General features: G+C 51.4%; 12 protein-coding genes. 6 read left to right on the top strand and 6 right to left on the bottom strand.

Going from position 1 to position 18690, the window contains the following annotated elements:
• Positions 1 to 96 precede the first annotated feature (96 nt).
• The 6 genes from K2H17_RS05595 (at position 97) to K2H17_RS05620 (ending at position 8302) form a co-directional block, all read left to right on the top strand.
• Complete coding sequence (locus K2H17_RS05595; protein ID WP_300132389.1) at positions 97 to 2316, top strand: tetratricopeptide repeat protein; 2220 nt, start codon at positions 97 to 99, stop codon at positions 2314 to 2316.
• A 68-nt stretch (positions 2317 to 2384) separates the two neighbouring features.
• Complete coding sequence (locus K2H17_RS05600; protein WP_300132392.1) at positions 2385 to 4430, top strand: M3 family metallopeptidase; 2046 nt, start codon at positions 2385 to 2387, stop codon at positions 4428 to 4430.
• A gap of 34 nt (positions 4431 to 4464) precedes the next feature.
• Complete coding sequence (gene fic, locus K2H17_RS05605) at positions 4465 to 5025, top strand: protein adenylyltransferase Fic (RefSeq protein ID WP_300132394.1); 561 nt, start codon at positions 4465 to 4467, stop codon at positions 5023 to 5025.
• A 435-nt stretch (positions 5026 to 5460) separates the two neighbouring features.
• Complete coding sequence (gene dcm, locus K2H17_RS05610; RefSeq protein WP_300132396.1) at positions 5461 to 6594, top strand: DNA (cytosine-5-)-methyltransferase; 1134 nt, start codon at positions 5461 to 5463, stop codon at positions 6592 to 6594.
• A 1-nt stretch (position 6595) separates the two neighbouring features.
• A complete protein-coding gene (locus K2H17_RS05615) occupies positions 6596 to 7669 on the top strand; it encodes a restriction endonuclease, SacI family (RefSeq protein ID WP_300132398.1) in 1074 nt (357 codons plus the stop codon).
• 66 nt (positions 7670 to 7735) lie between these two features.
• The gene (locus K2H17_RS05620) at positions 7736 to 8302 is read left to right on the top strand and encodes a hypothetical protein (protein WP_300132400.1); all 567 of its coding nucleotides are present in this window, start codon (positions 7736 to 7738) and stop codon (positions 8300 to 8302) included.
• 768 nt (positions 8303 to 9070) lie between these two features.
• On the opposite strand, the gene K2H17_RS05625 is transcribed toward K2H17_RS05620, so the two are convergent.
• From K2H17_RS05625 to K2H17_RS05650, 6 genes are all read right to left on the bottom strand, one after another.
• On the bottom strand, positions 9071 to 10000 hold the full coding sequence (locus K2H17_RS05625; RefSeq protein WP_300132402.1) for an RluA family pseudouridine synthase: 930 nt from the start codon (positions 9998 to 10000) through the stop codon (positions 9071 to 9073).
• Positions 10001 to 10071: 71 nt separating this feature from the next.
• On the bottom strand, positions 10072 to 12399 hold the full coding sequence (gene topA, locus K2H17_RS05630) for a type I DNA topoisomerase (RefSeq protein WP_300132404.1): 2328 nt from the start codon (positions 12397 to 12399) through the stop codon (positions 10072 to 10074).
• A gap of 182 nt (positions 12400 to 12581) precedes the next feature.
• Positions 12582 to 13286: an NAD-dependent deacylase gene (locus K2H17_RS05635; protein ID WP_300132405.1), complete on the bottom strand. Its 705-nt coding sequence runs from the start codon at positions 13284 to 13286 to the stop codon at positions 12582 to 12584.
• 87 nt (positions 13287 to 13373) lie between these two features.
• Positions 13374 to 13823: a nucleoside deaminase gene (locus K2H17_RS05640; RefSeq protein ID WP_300132408.1), complete on the bottom strand. Its 450-nt coding sequence runs from the start codon at positions 13821 to 13823 to the stop codon at positions 13374 to 13376.
• Between the two features lie 185 nt (positions 13824 to 14008).
• The gene (locus K2H17_RS05645; protein WP_300132411.1) at positions 14009 to 15541 is read right to left on the bottom strand and encodes a RagB/SusD family nutrient uptake outer membrane protein; all 1533 of its coding nucleotides are present in this window, start codon (positions 15539 to 15541) and stop codon (positions 14009 to 14011) included.
• A gap of 10 nt (positions 15542 to 15551) precedes the next feature.
• On the bottom strand, positions 15552 to 18650 hold the full coding sequence (locus K2H17_RS05650) for a TonB-dependent receptor (protein ID WP_300132414.1): 3099 nt from the start codon (positions 18648 to 18650) through the stop codon (positions 15552 to 15554).
• Positions 18651 to 18690: the final 40 nt, after the last annotated feature.

The following is an 18690-nucleotide window of genomic DNA, read 5'->3' on the forward strand; positions in this document are numbered from 1 at the left end:
ATGCACTGCATATAAGAACTGCAAAAATACGGAAAAATCCTTATTTTGGCATGATTTTTGCGGGAATAATAGTAAATTTGCATATATTCGAACACTATGAACCATCATATAGATATTTCCGGAGACATTGACCGTCTCCTTGCCTCAGGGCGTGTCAACGATGCCATTGACCTCATCGACAATGCCGCTTCTTCGCTCGGTGTCATTGCCGAGATCAATTCCGCCACCTCGCGTCTGCGCGAAAGCTACCGGCTGATGACCCACTATGCTCTCCAGGGCTTCCCGGATCCGTCGCGTCCGCAGCTGTTTGCCGAACTCTGCGGCTCGGTGCGCTCTCTGGCCGACGATCTTCACCGCCGTTCTCGCATAGCCGATGCGCCGACCCTGTATTTCAATACTTTGCGCTATCAGCTCAACCGCCGTGACCTGACGGTAGCTGCCCTGATCGGCGAGTACCACCGTGTCAACCGCCGTCTTCAGATGGCGATGCTCACCGAGGATGTCGAAAAGGCCGGACGCGAGCTGACAGCCCGTTCCGAGTCGCTCGAAAAGGAGATTTTCAACTTCATCTGGACCACGGCGCCGCTGACTGTCGACGATGCCGCCGCCATCGGTAACGTCATTTCCGACCCCTCGCTTCCGCGCCATTTCAAGCTGCTCTGCATTGCCGCTGTCATGATGGGCGAGCTTGAATATCACGACGAGCGCCGTCTGCGTCTGCTGATGGATGCCTATACGGCTGACGACAACGAGGTCTCTGTCCGCGCGCTCTGCTCGCTGCTGATCGTGATGTCGGTGCGCCGCGACCGTCCCTTCTCCCCCTCGCTCTTGCGCCGTTTCGATTCGCTGCGCGAGGAGCCGCGCTGGCACTCTGACGTGCGCATGGCTTTCATGCAGTTCATCCGCGCGCGTGACACCGAGCGCATAGGCCGCAAGCTGACTGACGAGGTGATCCCCGAAATGATGAAACTCCGCCCGGAGATCGAGAAACTCGGAAAGAAACCCCTCGATCCGGAGGCTATGGAGGAAAATCCCGAATGGGCCGAACTCCTCGACAAATCAGGTATTTCCGACAAGCTGAAAGAGCTTCAGGAGATCCAGGAAGAGGGCGGCGATGTCATGATGGTGACTTTCAGCAATCTCAAGACCTTCCCCTTCTTCAACGATATTTCCAACTGGTTCCTGCCTTTCCACTCCTCCCATTCGGCTGTCGCTTCGAGCGGCGATGCTTCGGTCAGGTTCCTCGGCGAGATCATGGACTCGGCCCCGATGTTCTGTGACGGCGATAAATATTCCATCGTGCTGTCGCTTTCCCATGTGCCTGCCTCGCAGAAAGAGATGATGGCCTCGCAGCTGAAAGCCCACTCGGCCCAGATGGCTGCCATGAGTGCCGGCGATCTGTCAGGCGGTCCGATGCAGGACCGTGAGAGAGTGGCCCGCAGCTACGTTCAGGACATCTACCGCTTCTTCAGGCTCTTCCGCCGCAAGGGGGAGTTCCGCGATCCTTTTGCCGTGGCCTCGTCACTGAATCTCGTGACTCTCCCGCAGCTTTCCGAGGTGTTTGACGATGCCGACACCCTGCGTCTGGTCGGCGAGTTCTATTTCCGTCACCAGCACTATGCCGACGCTTTCGATCTCTTCGACCGTCTGTCATTCAAGATGCCCCCCTCGGCTGAACTTTTCCAGAAGATGGGCTACTGCATGCAGATGGGCGGCAATCTCGCCGAGGCCATCCGCTATTATGAGCAGAGCGAGCTGCTGAACTCACAGAGCGAATGGACTGTCAAGCGTCTCGCTTTCTGCCACCGTCAGAACGGCGACTGGGAAAAGGCTCTGTCATATTATGTCCGTGTGGCTGCTTCGCGCCCCGACGATGCGGCTCTCGCCCTCAACATGGGACGTTGCCACATGCTCTGCGGTCGCTATGAAGAGGCACTGAAGCTGTTCTACAAAGTAGAATTCCTCGCCGGAGAGTCGGACCGCTCCTCGCGGCCTATTGTCCGCTGCTCGCTGCTGTCAGGCGACTTCGACCGTGCGCGCCGCTATTCCGGGCTGATCCTCTCCCGCGAGCCTGCCGCCTCCGATCTTCTTGCCGCAGGCCATCTTGAAGTCCTGAGCGGAAACTTGCAGACGGCTGTCGAGCGCTATGCCTCGTCGATCGCCGCGCGCAATTTCGACCGTGATGATTTCATGCGCGATTTCGAGGCCGACCGTCATCTTTTCGAGACATTTCCCGCTCCTGACCGTCTGACCCTCGGCCTCCTGCTCGACGATTCCTTCCGCCGTGCCTCCGAACTCGGCCAAAGCATCGGCTGATTACTATCTTAGCTATCCCCATTTTTACTGAACTCTCAGCGCCCTCAGGGCCTTCATATACAAAGAATATGTCACAGACACAGAATCCGTTTTTCGCTGAATTCACCTCTACTCCCCACGGCACAGCTCCTTTCGACCGTATTTCATTCGCCGACTATGAGCCGGCCATTGACCGCGGTCTCCGTCTCGGACTTGAAGCCGTCGACGCTATTGTCGCCAATCCTGAGCCTCCGACCTTCGCCAACACCATCGTGGCTCTCGAACATGCCGACCGCGACCTCAACCGGGTGCTGATGGTGTTCGATCCGCTCCTGTCGGCTCTGAGCGACGATGCGATGATGGAACTGTCGCTCAAGGTCACTCCGCGTCTGTCGGACTACTCGACATCCATCTCTCTCAACCGCGGTCTCTGGGAGCGCGTCAAGGCCGTCTATGACAGCCGCGAATCCCTTGACCTCGATCCTGAGGACTCGATGCTTCTCCGCCGCACCTATGAATCGTTTGTGCGCAGCGGCGCTCTGCTCGAAGGTGACGACCGCGAGACATATTCCTGGCTCTCAAGCCGCCTGAGCGAACTGACCACGGTCTTCGGCCAGAACGTGCTGAAAGAACTTAACACCTACGAGATCTGGCTCACCGCCGATGACCTTGCCGGTCTTCCCGAAAGCTCGGTCGAGGCTGCCGCCCTTGCCGCAAAGGAGAAAGGCCGCGAGGGGGAATATCTCTTTACCCTCGCCCAGCCGGTCTACATGGCGTTCATGAAATACAGTGACCGCCGCGATCTGCGTGAGAAGATGTATCGTCTCTACACCGGGCGCAACGTCCGCGGCGAGTTCGACAATATCCCCGTCATGAAGGAGATCGCCGAAACCCGCATGCACATTGCCCGTCTCCTCGGCCACGAGACTTTCGCCCATTATCGCCTGGAAAAATCAATGGCAGGGACTCCTGAGAAGGTCTACTCTCTGCTCCACTCCCTGCGCGATGCCTATCGTCCGGCTCTGGAGACCGAGCTGAAGGAGCTGACCGACTATGCCTCTCAGCTCGAAGGCCGCGGGATGGTGCTCTGTCCATGGGATTACAGCTACTATGCCAACAAGCTCAAAAACGCCCGCTATGCCTACGATGAGGAGCAGCTGCGCCCTTATTTCGAACTTGGCAACGTCATTGACGGTGTTTTCGGCCTCGCTACCCGGCTCTATGGGGTCACATTCCGCGAAAACTCCGCAATTCCCGTCTATCATCCCGATGTGAAGGCTTTTGAAGTCATCGACCGCGACGGATCATTCCTCGGAGTCATCTACACCGACTTTTTCCCGCGCGAGAGCAAGCGCCCCGGCGCATGGATGACCGAGTTCCGCAGCGAGGAGATCACTCCCGAAGGTGAAAGCATCCGCCCCCATGTCACCATCGTCATGAATTTCACCAAACCGACCGCCACCAAGCCATCGCTGCTCACCCCCTATGAGGTCGAGACTTTCCTCCATGAGTTCGGCCACGCCCTCCACGGTCTGTTTGCCGCTACTAAATATGCCTCCCTCTCCGGCACAAATGTGCTGCGTGATTTTGTCGAATTGCCCTCGCAGTTCAATGAAAACTATCTGACCGAAAAGGAATTTCTTGACGGATTCGCCCGCCACTATCAGACCGGTGAGCCTATCCCTGCCGAACAGGTCGACCGTATCATCGCCTCATCGCGTTTCGGTGCCGCCTATGCCTGCATGCGTCAGCTGAATTTCGGTCTGATAGACATGGCCTGGCACAGCATCACCGCCCCTGTCGACAATCCTGAGGCCTTCGAGTGGGAGGCCGGAGAGTCGGTCGCCATTTTCGACCACATCCCCGGATCGGTTGTCGGCTCAACCTTCTCCCATATTTTTGCCGGAGGATATGCCGCGGGCTATTACAGCTACAAATGGGCCGAGGTCCTCGACGCGGACGCTTTTGCATGTTTCAGGGAGCACGGAATCTTTGACCGCGCGACCGCCGATTCATTCCGCTCGGAAATCCTCATGCGTGGAGGCACGGAAGACCCGGCTGAACTCTATCGCCGCTTCCGAGGCCGCGACGCCTCGATCGACGCCCTCCTCGCCCGCGACGGCATCAGCCTCTAATTCCAGCTTCGCTAACCGGACATCAGCAGATTTTATGAAATTGACACAAAACGAGATTGACCGCCAGAGTCTTGAAAAGGCAAAGGATCTTTTCATTTCAGGCCGCATCGACCTGATTGAAGTCGGCACAACGCGGGGCTTGCAGGATATTCATGCCGCTTTGTTCGGCGGTTTGTATCCGTTTGCAGGTTGCATCCGTACACTCAATATATCCAAGGGTGGCTTCCGTTTTGCCAACTCGCTTTATCTTCTTCCGGCGCTTGAGGCCATCGAGCGTATGCCGCAGAGGACTTTTGAAGAAATCGTGGCGAAATATGTTGAGATGAACATTGCCCACCCTTTCATGGAGGGCAATGGACGTGCCACAAGGATATGGCTTGACATGATTCTCAAACATTCGCTCGGCAAGGTCATTGACTGGCGCAGGATAAAGCGTGAGGATTACATGATGGCAATGGAACGCAGTCCGGTCAACGATCTTGAATTGCGTGTATTGCTTCATGGGGCACTCAGTGATGAGACAGATGACCGCGACGTGATTTTCCACGGAATCGAGCAATCCTATTATTACGAAGGTTACGAATCGGAAAATTGACAGAGCCGTCCTTGCCTCAAAATCGCTTCTTGGATTATCCGGATTAAAAAAACGGTTTTGTGGAAAATAATAGCCACGGCAGACGCATCTACAGATTGCAGTGTACTAATAGTGTACTTTGGGGGAAGATTTAGGCAAGCCGGAGCAAATGAATTTGAAATAATTATCATCCGTTAGAGATTTTTAACTGTGCCGATTTGCTCCTTTTCACGCTTCATTAGTCCATACCCTTACCTCTTTGTTCCCTTCTTCAGATCTTCCCCATTCCTTGTAGATAAATTCTCTCGGCAGAATAGCTGTCAATTTAAAGATTTTTCGTAACTTTGTACTCCATCGCAATTTGTGCTGACAAAGACCACCCAAATATAATTAATACATTTACCATATATTAAAAACTCTTTCGTAGTTGCAAAAGGTTTGGTCGCCTGTCAGCTTATGGAAGAGCTTCTTGCTTTTAAGATGCAAAGCATAAAGGAAACTTTAGCCTCAAATACAGTTACTACCATATCCCTTTTTTCGGGAGCTGGTGGTTTGGATATCGGTGCAATTTATGCAGGAGCCAAAATCATCTGGGCCAATGATATTAAAAAGGAGGCGGTTGCATCATACAAGAAAAATATTGGTGAACATATACATTATGGGGATATAAATGATTTTATCCCATCGTTGGAGAAATATCGTGGCACGGTGGATTTAGTAATAGGAGGACCGCCATGTCAGGGTTTTTCCGTGGCAGGAAAAATGGATGAAAACGATGAACGCAGCAAGCTGATTTGGAGTTATGCTAAGGTCATTGAAATAGTGAGACCGAAAGCATTTATAATGGAGAATGTCAAAGCTTTGGGCGCTATTGAACGATGGTCTTCAATACGGACTGCTCTGATGGAAAAATTCATAACACTTGGATATTCTGTCAACTTCATGGTTCTAAATGCATCTGATTTTGATGTTCCGCAAGCGAGAGAAAGGGTATTTTTTATTGGATTTATCGGCAATTCTTTTGCTGGTCCTGATTTGTTGGCTATGATTAAACCTTACAGACATAAATCACAAAATGTCCGTGAAGCATTATCAGTACTTGACCGGGCAGGAGAAGGGAATAACACCTCGAGATGTAACGCTCGCATCACTCTTACACCAAATCCTGTAATGCGTAAATCTCCTTATGCAGGGATGCTTTTTAATGGATTAGGACGTCCTCTTAAGCTTGACGGATATAGCGCAACCCTTCCAGCGTCTATGGGAGGTAATAAAACACCAATAATTGATGAGGCAGCACTATATGATAATGAACGTCCTTGGATTGAAGGCTATCACGAAAGGGTTATGCTTAATCCTGAAATTGCAAAAACCGAAACTGTCCCTTCCTCTATGCGACGCCTCACAGTTGATGAAGCGAGAGTTTTGCAAACATTCCCATTAGAATATGAATTTTGTGGGAGTCAGTGTGCTCAATACACTCAAATTGGGAATGCTGTGCCATGCAATCTTGCAAAGGCTGTCTGTTCAATGGTTATTGATGTATTAAATTCTAAAACCCCAATCCTTTATTCTGGATTATTCAATTGATATGCCTAATATTGATTTCAAAACAGCATCATTAATACTTGAACGAGCTTGGGTTGAAGCTAAGGAATACAACGATCCCATTGCAGATCTGATTACCAAGGTGCTTAATGGGACACATAAAACGTATCGCTATATTCTTGTTACGGGATTGCTTGCTAAAGCTACTAATGAATCTGTCAATGCCCTAAGCTTGCAAAAAGGAGATGGTACTAATGGAAAATATGACGCACGTTCATTATGTCATAATGTGGTTGTGCCATTTGAAACAATGAAGCTACAAGGATGCCTCGGAAATTCTAATGAGCCATTCTTGAATAAACCGGCTCGTTTTGTAATGCTTTCTTTGGACAATGCGGTACGAAGAGGAAAAGATTACCAAACATTGTCAGACGTAATTGATATCCTTTCTACTATTACTGACAGCCAAAATGCTTACCGTTACCTAAAACACGCATTGTCGGTTATGGTAACTATTCACGAAAGTTATATTGCAAAATATTCTGTAGGGGATAGTCTTATTGATGTCAGCGAATTTGCACAGCTGGTTCTTGATTATATCTATAAAATTACCGAGCATTCATTTGAAGGAGAGATTTGTCCGTTAGTCGTTGCTCAACTTGAACAGATGTATTTGGGTAAAGATTATCGAGTAGAAGCACACAAAGTAAATCAAAGCGGTTCATCCTCTAAAGAAATTGGGGATATTGATGTTTATGATAATGCTAATAATCTTGTCAAAGCAATTGAAGTCAAGGATAAAAACTTTAGCGAGCAGGATGTCGTACATGCGATAGATAAATTTAGAGCCGCACATCTAACTTCAAGTATGTTCATTTATGGAAAGAATGTCGTTTATGACAAAGACGCTATATTCCATACTTTAAAATCTATTGGTAGAGAGGGGCATTATTGTTGTCTCATATCAATACTTAATTATGCCAAACTGAGAATCAGCGACCTCAAAATAATTACAGTTAGGCAGTTTGTAGATGGGTTACTTGTGTTTGCAAAAGCAATAAATGCAAAAGATGATACTATCAGTGCCATCAAGGAAATTGCCAAACAGATATTTTAGCTGGAATATCTAAGTCAGTTACTTTTAAACTAATTATTCGCCACATAGCACGCAATTTAAAACACAATGGCTGAACAAGATGAGGTATCAAAATATTTGGAACTTCGCAAGAAACTGATTTCTACGCATTCTTCCATTCTAACTCCCACTCTTGGCAAAGGAAAACATTTACACAATTCATATCTCAGAATCTTATTTATTGCTAAAGTAATTGATTATTTGGCGGAGAATGCAATATTTTCTAAAATTATTCAGATACCAGACTCAATAATCATTGATGCTGTATGTAAATCATCCAATATCCTGAGTCATACTCAGACTCAAGAAATATTAGCATGTCTGTTATACGAAATGTCGGATGGACTTGAACTTTTGGATCGTGAGGATATTGGCGAAATAACTGTTGAGAATCCAGCATATTGCTTTGATAAAACAAAGCCCTCGATGATAAAAAAACATCTTGGCTTCAAATACTCTCTCAGCAAGAAAGGCTTTGAATCCTATCAAGAACAAAAGTTCCAAATATTGGCGGCAAATTTACTGTCAACACGAATTAGTAGATTTGTGTCATACACAGCACTTGCAATTGCTTTCTTAGCATTTATAAGCAATTTGATTTTTGGGCAGGCTTAGTGAAATACAGATAGTTAGTAATGTTCAAACGGCAATCCTTTATGTCATTCATCCATAAGGCATAACATCCATTTGCTCAAAAGTTCATTCAGTCATCTGTTCAAAAGTGCATACGTCTGTCTGTACATCCATACGTTCAAATGTTCATACGTCAATACGTTCATACATCAATACGTACTTACAGCATCTTTGCAATCAAGACTGCAATAAGCAACTGTCTGTAGTAATGAGTATTAACCGGATGGCAATCTCGAAAGCATTATGTGTCGCGTATTGATATATCAACTGTCTTTAGTCAAATATAGTTCTGGCTTATTCAGGTTTTTCTATCAAATAAATCTGATTAATTTTCTGCCCTGACGCCGTATTATCGCACTCTTTTCGGGGGTGGGGGATTGTATATTTGCAGAGTAATCCCGCAAAATTCCCCTGACTATGAAAAATTCAAAGAAAAGCAAGCTGCCGGTTTCGGCGAAATTCTATGACGGACTGTGTGAGACTGTCCGCGCGGCCATCAGCGCCGTTGCCTGGCGAGGTCTCGGAGTCTCTTTCTATGAAGCCATGCAGGCAATCGATTTCTACCTGATAAGTGGAAAAGAGCCGCCGGGCTATATGCCGGCGAACGTCATCCTGATCTTCTATCTGCTGCGGCCTGAAATAGACAAAGCGGTAACCCGCTCACGCCGTGCCCGCGAGACTGCCCGGCGTAGGCGTGAGGCTAAAGAAAAAGCCGCAGTTGAAAATAAAAATGTGGAAAGCAGTGAGAAATCACATCCCGACCATGCGGGCGAACGACGCCGGAACAGGAGTCGAAAAGTTCATGTCCTTACGGGTGATCGGGTGGACAAAGCGCAGGGTCTGGGCGTGGAGCGCCATGCGGTGGATCGGCGAACTCTTGGCTCCATAGCGGCGGTCTCCGGCAATGGGGTGTCCGAGGTCTTTCATGTGGACTCGGATCTGGTTCTTTCGTCCGGTGTCAAGCGAGACTTCCATGAGCGAATAGCCGTTGCGCGAACGCAGGGTGCGGTAGCGGGTGACTGCTAACTGACCCTCCTCAGGCTTGTCGGTCGAATAGACCTCGAAACGTGAGTTTTCTGCAAGATAGCTGCGCACTTCACCCTCTTCAGGATCGGGTTTTCCCTCGACCACCGCGAGATATTTGCGGGCGATCACCATATTGTTCCAGTTGTGCTGGAGTTTTTCCTTGGCCTCCTGGCTCTTGGCGAACACCATCAGACCTGAGGTGTCGCGGTCGAGACGGTGGACAATGAAGAGCTTGTTGCGCGGATCCTGCCATTTCAGATATTCGCGCAGAATGTTGTAGGCCGTTCCCTCCTTGATCTTGTCGGTACCCATTGAGAGCAGGCCGTAGCCCTTGTTGACCACGATGATGTCGTCGTCCTCGTAGACCAGTTTGAGGCGGCGGTTGTAGAACACGCGGAATTCGCGTGTCAGATTGGCCTTCACCTCATCGCCCGGATTCAGAGGCATGTCAAACTGTGTCGACGGGATTCCGTTGACTGCAATCTGCTTGTGGCTCAAAAGATTCTTGACCGCAGTGCGTTTGCGCTGTGGCATTGACTGGATGAGGAAGTCAAGCAGAGTGGCGGCTTCGGCCACTTTGTAGGTCTCGATGACATCGGGCTTGAAGCTGTTGCGCTCGGCTCCCGGTTTGGTTGAATAGGTTCTTTTGGCCATTATGGGGTAGATGGTGGATCTGTTTGGTTGGAATAGGGTGGTGGAGGTCGAGAGGGTGCGTCAGCCGGATCTTATTTCTTGCGGCGCACTGTCCGTTTGGGCGCTTTCTCCTGATCTGCCATGATCGCCTTCACCTCTTCGAGAGTGAGAGCCGCAGGATCTGTGACGCTTTTCGGAATCTTGTAGTTGCTCTTGTTGTGGGAGATGTAGACTCCGTAGCGACCGTTCAGAATCTGGATTTCAGGATCTTCCGCAAAGGTTTTGACAACCTTGTTGCTGTCGGCCTCGCGCTTGGCGCGGATAAGCTCTTCAGCCTCTTCGAGGGTGATCGAAGTGGGGGAGAGATCCTTGGGGATGCTGACAAATTTGCCGTCGTGCCGGATGTAGGGGCCGAAACGGCCTATGGCGGCAACCACGGTCTTGCCTTCGAGTTCTCCGATGGTGCGCGGCAGGTCGAAGAGCTTCAGCGCTTCTTCGAGAGTGATGTCAAACACGCTCTGATCCTTGCGCAGCGAGGCGAAACGGGGCTTTTCCTTGGAATCAGCCGAGCCGATCTGCACCACGGGTCCGAAGCGGCCGATCTTCACGGAGACGGGTTCGCCGCTTGCAGGGTCGGTGCCCAACTGGCGTTCGCCGACTTTATGCTCGGTGCGCATCTCGTTGGCTTTCTCCACTTCCGGGTGGAAGAGTCCGTAGAAGCGGGCGATCTCCTTGTTCCAGTCGCTCTCACCTTCGGCTATGCGGTCGAATTTCTGCTCCATGTCGGCTGTGAAGTCATAGTCGAGGATGTCAGGGAAATTCGCTGTGAGGAATTCGTTGACAATGATGCCGGTGTCGGTCGGTATGAGTTTGCCTTTCTCAGCCCCGACATTCTCGTTTTTGGACGACGACGAGATTTTGCCGTCGGCTTTGAGGGTCAGGACCTTGAACGGACGCTTTTCGCCGGCCTTCTCGCCCTTGACAATGTATTCGCGGTGCTGGATGGTCGAGATGGTAGGCGCGTAGGTCGACGGACGGCCTATGCCGAGTTCCTCCATCTTCTTCACGAGCGACGATTCCGTGTAGCGGGGCGGCGCGAGGGTGAAGCGTTCGGAGGCTGTGATGTTGTCTGCCGTCAGCTTCTCGCCGACGTTGACTGCGGGAAGCATATCGTCGTCTTCGGTCGATGAGGCTTCGTCGTCGTCATTGCCTTCGAGGTAGACTTTCAGGAAGCCGTCAAATTTGATGACCTCGCCGCTGGAGGTGAAATGTTCCTGACGGCCTGACGGCGTGATGTCGATCGTTGTCTTTTCCAGTTCGGCATCGGCCATCTGTGAGGCCATTGTGCGCAGACGGATCAGACGGTAGAGCCGTTTTTCCTGTGAGGTTCCCTCAACGGTTTCTTTGTCGATGTAGGTCGGACGGATGGCCTCGTGTGCCTCCTGGGCGCCTTTGGAATTGGTGTGGTAACGGCGTACCTTGAGATATTTTTCGCCGAGTTCTTCGGTGATGAGATTCGAGATGGTCGCGATGGCGAGTTTGGAGAGATTGAGCGAGTCGGTACGCATATATGTGATGTGACCTGCTTCGTAGAGCTTCTGGGCCACCATCATGGTCTGCGACACGGTGAAGCCGAGTTTCCGGCCTGCCTCCTGCTGGAGGGTAGAGGTGGTGAATGGCGGTGCCGGCGACTTTTTCAGCGGTTTGACGCTGATGTCCGAAACGGTGAACGCAGCTGTCTTGCATGCTTCGAGAAATTCACGGGCGCTTTGCTCGTCGGGAAGTCGTTTTGACAGTTCCGCGCGCAACTGGGCGCCGCCGGGGATGGTGAAAAGCGCCGTCACGCGGTAATATGGCTCTGAGCTGAAAGCGTTGATCTCGTTTTCGCGGTCCACGATCAGACGGACTGCAACCGACTGCACACGGCCTGCCGACAGAGCTGGCTTGATCTTCTTCCAGAGCACCGGCGAAAGCTCGAAGCCGACCAGGCGGTCAAGCACTCGGCGCGCCTGCTGGGCGTCGACAAGGTGAAGGTCGATGTCGCGCGGGTTCTCGATCGCTTCAAGAATCGCGTTCTTGGTGATTTCGTGAAACACGATGCGCTTCGTGTTTTCGGGCTTCAGTCCGAGCACCTCATAGAGATGCCAGGCGATAGCTTCTCCCTCGCGGTCCTCATCGGATGCGAGCCAGACGGTTTCAGCTTCCTTGGCAGCTTTCTTAAGTTCGGTGACAAGATTCTTCTTGTCTGCCGGAATTTCATAGACGGGCTGGAAGTCAGAATCAACCTTGATGCTGATATCTTTCTTGCGAAGGTCACGGATATGACCGTAGCTCGACATGACTTTATAGTCCTTGCCGAGGAATTTTTCAATGGTCTTGGCTTTGGCCGGAGACTCTACTATGACGAGGTTTTTCAACATATTGTATATAACACTATGGGTAGCGCGCCGCCTACGGACACTCCGCCCACCATTTCGTTTGGTCCGGTTGCCCGGTCCGATTCAGTGCGCAAAGGTAGGAAAAACTCTTAAAATTAGGTTAATCCTTTAACAATTTATCACATTTATGATTTGTTTATATGATTCTTGTACATGCTTCTTGTTTATTTCCGGGCTGTTTCTTCAGGCCGCAGAAGCCTGATAAGCTCTGCGACACCCTCCGTTGCGGGGCGGGGAATGACTGTCACATACTCAGGCACAGCCGCCGGGCGCGGGTCGATGTAGTAGACGGGAACTCCGGGTCTGACATAGTTGAGCAGACTCGCGGCGGGATAGACTGCGAGCGAGGTGCCGATGACGGCGAAGATGTCGGCCTCGCGGGTCCATTCGATGGCCCGTTCGATGTTTGGGACGGCTTCCTGGAAGAAAACAATGTGGGGGCGCACCGGATCGCCGTGGCTGTCGCGGGTGTCGGGTGTGGTCTCAAGATGCTCCTCGTCGAGGGTGTAGACGCGGGTCTCGTCGCGCATGGATCTGACCTTCATCAATTCGCCGTGGAGATGCAGTATTCTGGAGCTTCCGGCCCGCTCGTGGAGATTGTCGACATTCTGGGTGATGACATAGACATCATACCATTTTTCAAGCTCCACCAGGCCGGCATGGGCCGCGTTGGGCTGACATTTCATCAGACCCTTGCGCCGCTCGTTGTAGAACTGGTGGACGAGGGCCGGATTGCGTACGAAGCCCTCGGCGCTGCACACATCCATCACAGGATAGTTTTCCCACAGACCTCCCGCATCGCGGAAAGTCGAGACTCCGGACTCTGCCGAAATTCCGGCTCCGGACGATATTACGAGTTTCGGTTTCACTGTCAGGCTTTATTTATAGGTTTAGACGGTCTTTATGTCAGACGGTCTTTTATTATAGATGATGGTTTTGACCCCTCTCATAGATTCTTAACGCTTGGATTTGAAAAAAGTGCGCATCAGCTCGCTGCATTCATCGCCGAGCACCCCGGCAGTGACCGTGGCCCGCGGGTGGAAAGGCGATCTCGACGTGAACGTCCGGTAGCCGCGCTTCTCATCCGCAGCCCCGTAGACCACACGGCCTATCTGCGCCCACCCTATGGTGCCCGCACACATCAGGCAAGGCTCCACCGTGACATAGAGCGTACAGTCCTGAAGATACTTCCCGCCAAGCGTCTGCGCCGCGGCGGTTATGGCCTGCATCTCGGCATGGGCCGACACGTCAGCCAAAGCCTCCGTCAGATTGTGGCCACGGCCTATGACCATGCCACGCGGCGACACTATCACCGCACCTATCGGCACTTCGTCACGTTCCATAGCCTCCCGCGCCTCGGCCAGAGCCAAGCGCATGAACTTCTCGTCCTTTTCCTCTTGAGTCATAAATCCAAATCTTGATTGTCGGAATGCAATTGTCAATGCAAATATAAACTTAAAAATCGAATGGACAAAACCGGAATTGCCTTTGCCCGCCTACGGAAAATCCCCGGTCTCAGCCAAATGAAACCGGGGATTGCTCTGGTGTAGTCGGTCCGCTGACAGTGCGCGGACTCTATTAATCAGTCTTATTAAGGATTCTGGACAGTGATTTCAGGGTTGTTCTGAATTTCAACGTCAGGAATCTGATAGATCATCTTGTTGTCCTGTCCGTTATACTTCACAGCGTTGATATATGAAAGTTCTGAGATAGGAGCGTTGACGCTGAGCGAACGGTCGATTGACTCGTTGCGGCGCTTGATGTCAAACAGACGTGAACCTTCCTCGAACATGTCGATTCGCTTGTTGACACAGATTTCCTTGTAGAGGGCTTCGCCGGTAGAGGTGCAGGTATAGCCCGGAACGCGGTTCGACATAATGGTTGTCAGTACTTCCTTGGCCTTGTCGGGCTGGTTGTTCAGGTAGTAGGCCTCGGCTGCCACGTAGTACATTTCTGCCACTCGCATGTAGATCACATCAGAGGTGAACGGTCCTTCGGCACCCAGAGAGGTCATGTATTTGTCGCGGAACTTGTTTGACAGATACGGAAGCCAGTTGTAGCCTTTTTCATATGAGAAGTCTATTTCGAGAAGATTATAGTTTTCCTCATAGCCGAACCACTTCTTGCGGATGTCATTGTCGGCGATCTGGTCATAGAGTTCCGAAGCGATGAGCTTGCGGAAGCCTACCTGGCCGCCGTAGCCCGGCATATAAGTGTCTACGTGAGAGAAGAACGATGCGTAGTAGCAGGTGTTCTCTGTATCCACCTTGTAGCCCCATAGCACTTCAGGCATGTCGAGCGAGTTGAAACCGCTGAGCATGTCGGCATTGGAGTTGAGCTGGCCGCCCTTGATTGCTTTTTCGGCCCATTCTGCAGCTCCGGCATAGTCGCCGGTGAACATAAGTACATTGGCATAGATGAATGCCGCTGCATATTCTGAAATGCTGCCCTTGTCAGTGATGTTCTGTCCTTCAAGATAGTTGTAGGCGGTTGTGATGTCAGAGATGATCTGGTCATAGACCTCCTTGACAGGCACTCGTTCGGGACGGTATTCGCTTTCGGTCTTGACAGGCACGCCGGGGGCATCCGGATCAACGCTGTAGGGCTGCTGCCACATGTTGATCAGATAATAGTAGTTGAGCGCGCGGAGTGCATATGCCTGACCGAGCATCTTACGGGCATCGCCTTCGGGCTCGGAGTCGTCTGCCGGCTTAAGGAACTCGATCACGGTGTTGGCGTCATTGATCACCTGATAGAGTTCGCGCCATGTAGCGGTGGTGCGGCGGTAGCCTGACATGCGGTTGTCAAGCTGATAGTCGAAGCTGAACCACTGGGCGTTTGTCGGAAGAGTCACGTCGTCGGTCATCATGTCGAGGGCTATTCTCAAACCCTGGATGCCATAGACATCATGTTTGGTGCGCCATTCGCCGCCGTTGTAAAAGTTCATGTATGCTCCGGTGAGATAAGACTGCACAAGAGAGGGGTCTTTCTGCATGGTGGCATTCACATCTTCCGCGTCGATCAGTCCGTCGGGTTTGGTGTCGAGGAAATCGTCAGAGCATGAAGATGCCACGATCAGGGCGCTGAGTGCGAGCCCTTTTAATGCGATATTGTGAAATTTCATGTTGTAATCTTTAGAAAGTTAATGAAAGTCCGACTGATACGGTGCGGATTGTCGAGTAGTTTGCAGCAGACTCACCGGAAATGTACTGGCGCGGGTCCATACCCTTGCGCTTCGACCAGAGAGCCACATTGTCGGCGTTGACATAGAGGCGGGCACGTTCGATGCTTGCTCTGTTGAGCCACTTGCCGGGGAAGGTGTAGCCCAGAGTGATGTTGCGCAGGTTGAAGAAGTCGGCGCCGATGAGGAACTTGTCAGAGAATGTGTTGGCGTTCTGGTCGCCGTCGAGAACAGGGATGTTGGTGTTGGTGTTCTCCGGAGTCCATGAATTGAGGATGTCCTTGTGCCAGTTGTGGCCGGCGTTGCTTGAGCCCATGAGCTGTGCATACATGCCGTCATAGATGTCGCCGCCGATCTGGTAGTTCATGGCTACTGAGAAGTCAAGACCCTTCCAGGTGAAGTTGGTGGTGATGCCGCCGATGAAGTCGGGGATAGCGGTGCCGATGTAGTACTTGGTTGCGTTGGTGTAGTCGGAAACGGCTTCACGGCCTACAACCTTTCCGTCTTCGTTCTTCACGTCAGCCCACCAGGTAGAGTGACCTGTCTCGTCAAGTCCGGCAAACTTGTAGTAGTAGAAATCCCATACGCTGCGGCCCTCGCGGATGTTGTAGTAACCGTCGTGGGTGATACCTTCGACACGCTTGTCGGCGGGGATGTCGGTAACTTTGTTGACGTAATGGGTGCCGGTGAATGTCCAGTTCCAGGTGAAGTCCTTGGGCATGGGGATGTTGACACCGAGGGTGAACTCAACGCCCTTGTTGGTCATTGTGAGAGCATTCTCGGAAATGTAGCTTACGCCTGACGAGGGTGACTGAGGTACGTTGTAGAGCATATCTTCGGTACGCTTGTTGAAGTACTCGAAGTCGATGTTCAGCAAGTTGTTGAGCAGCTGTGCGGTGAAGCCCACATTGAAGTTATAGGAAGTTTCCCAGGTGATGTTGGGGTTTCCCTGATAGTAACGGGAGAGGGCGTAGCTGCCGTTGGCATTGGTGAGCTGATACTGTGTAATTGCCGGATAGTAGTTGCTTATGGTAGAGTTGGGGTAGTAGATGTCATCGTTACCTACACTACCGTAGCTTGCGCGGATTGACATGTTGTCGAGCCAGGTAAGGTTCTCCATGAAGTTTTCCTTGCTTATGCGCCATGATGCGCCTACTGACCAGAAGGTACCCCAGCGGTTGTTCTTGGCAAAGCGTGAAGAGCCGTCGCCACGGATAGATCCTGACAGATAATACTTGTCATCATAGTCGTAGTTGACACGTCCGAGCCATGATTCGATGGTATATTTGTCAGCGCTTGACGAAAGCTCGTCCATCGTGATGGCGTTGTCAAACTCAGGAATTGATGAATCGAAGAAGTGTGACTTTTCGCCATAGAGGTAGTTGAGATTCATCTTGTATGACTCATGGCCGGCAAGTACGTCGAAGTGATGCTTCTCGCCGAAGTCCTTGTCATATGAGAGAAGTTCGTTGATGGTATAGGTCTCGTTGCGCTGGCGGGTCTTGTAGGCACGGCCGTCAACGGTCTGGGCGTCACCGAAAGTCGGAGTCATGAACTGGTCGCGTGACAGGTTTGTCACGTCATAGCCGAGGTTTGCACGGAACTGCAGACCGTCGATGATTTTGAGAGTCACGCCGAAACGGCTGCTGATATTGTCGCGGAGATAGCGGTTCTGGTTTTCGTCATCGGAAGCCACAACATTCTGGTTGGAATACAGAGGACGAGTGCCATACACGCCGTCGCCGAAGTCATAGAGGGGAGAGCCGTTTTCGTTGTAGAGACGGTTGCCCTGGCGGTCATAGGCATAGATAGGGTAGATCGGGGCAATATTCTGGATGAATGCGAATGTATTCGAATAGTTCGAAAGGCTTGAGATCTGAAGAGCGTTCTGCTCGCCGCGTGAATAGGCGATGTTGCCGCTCACGTTGATCCAGCGGTTCACGTCATAGTCGCCGCTTGCACGGAACGACAGACGGCTGTAGTCTGAATTCTTGATGATACCCTCGTCTTCAAGATAGCCTAAAGAGAGGAAGTGATTGCTCTTCTCGTTGCCGCCGGTGACAGTAAGATTGTATTCCTGACGCAGACCGTTGCTGATAGCGGCATCGGTCCAGTTGTCGTTCCAGAGGAGGCGGGCGTCTGTGAGATTGCCGTTTTCATCTACAACAGCATTGTTGGCACAGTCATAAGGATTGTAGCCAAGACGGTCGATGAGTTTGGCGCTTGCATTAGCTGCGTCAGACTGGTTTTTGAGAAGATTCCAGTAAGTCTTCAGATACATGCCGGGATCGGTCATGATGTCATAGTTGCTGATACCGCGTGAGTTGGAACCGATACGCACATCGAGTGAAACGCGTGACTTCTGTTCCTTACCCTTCTTGGTGGTGATGACGATCACACCGTTGGCCGCACGTGAGCCGTAGAGAGCGGTTGAAGCTGCGTCTTTGAGCACTGACATTGATTCGATGTCATTGGGGTTGATCGACGCGAGGTCACCGTCAAAAGGCATACCGTCAACCACATACAGAGGCGCGGAGCTTGAGTTGATAGAACCGATACCACGGATGCGGATAGTACCGCTCGAACCGGGCTGGCCTGACTGGATGGCAACCTGGACGCCGGGAGCGGCGCCTTCAAGAGCCTTTGACACGTTTGAAACCTGGAGTTTCTCGATTGTAGAGCCCGAAATGGTCGAAGCGGCACCGGTGAATGATGATTTCTTGGCAGTGCCGTAGGCCACGGTGATGACCTCGTCGAGCATGTTGGAGCCATCAAGGACGATGTTCATTTTCTGACCGGGGACGATATTGACCTCTTTGGTGTTCATGCCGACATATGACACATGAAGTTTTTTGACAGATGCCGGGAGGGTCAGGGTAAAATTACCGTCGATGTCAGTCGCCGTACCCGTGTGGGTTCCGGCTCCCAATACGGTCGCGCCTATCAGAGGCTCGCCGTCGGCGCTTGTAACCGTGCCGCTTACAGTCTGGTTCTGAGCCATAACAGCAAGAGTGGTAACAAGGGCCGTCAGTAGTAGAAACAGCTTTTTCATACCTAATAGTTAAGTAATACGGCGGCTGGAGGGGGCCGAG

The sequence above is a fragment of the Duncaniella sp. genome, from assembly GCF_029054785.1.
GTDB lineage: Bacteria > Bacteroidota > Bacteroidia > Bacteroidales > Muribaculaceae > Duncaniella.

Excerpts from the sequence above, each read along its gene's own strand:
- K2H17_RS05595 (WP_300132389.1), top strand. The coding sequence starts at position 97 with ATGAACCATCATATAGATATTTCCGGAGACATTGACCGTCTCCTTGCC.
- K2H17_RS05600 (WP_300132392.1), top strand. The coding sequence starts at position 2,385 with ATGTCACAGACACAGAATCCGTTTTTCGCTGAATTCACCTCTACTCCC.
- fic (WP_300132394.1), top strand. The coding sequence starts at position 4,465 with ATGAAATTGACACAAAACGAGATTGACCGCCAGAGTCTTGAAAAGGCA.
- dcm (WP_300132396.1), top strand. The coding sequence starts at position 5,461 with ATGGAAGAGCTTCTTGCTTTTAAGATGCAAAGCATAAAGGAAACTTTA.
- K2H17_RS05615 (WP_300132398.1), top strand. The coding sequence starts at position 6,596 with ATGCCTAATATTGATTTCAAAACAGCATCATTAATACTTGAACGAGCT.
- K2H17_RS05620 (WP_300132400.1), top strand. The coding sequence starts at position 7,736 with ATGGCTGAACAAGATGAGGTATCAAAATATTTGGAACTTCGCAAGAAA.
- K2H17_RS05625 (WP_300132402.1), bottom strand. The coding sequence starts at position 10,000 with ATGGCCAAAAGAACCTATTCAACCAAACCGGGAGCCGAGCGCAACAGC.
- topA (WP_300132404.1), bottom strand. The coding sequence starts at position 12,399 with ATGTTGAAAAACCTCGTCATAGTAGAGTCTCCGGCCAAAGCCAAGACC.
- K2H17_RS05640 (WP_300132408.1), bottom strand. The coding sequence starts at position 13,823 with ATGACTCAAGAGGAAAAGGACGAGAAGTTCATGCGCTTGGCTCTGGCC.
- K2H17_RS05645 (WP_300132411.1), bottom strand. The coding sequence starts at position 15,541 with ATGAAATTTCACAATATCGCATTAAAAGGGCTCGCACTCAGCGCCCTG.
- K2H17_RS05650 (WP_300132414.1), bottom strand. The coding sequence starts at position 18,650 with ATGAAAAAGCTGTTTCTACTACTGACGGCCCTTGTTACCACTCTTGCT.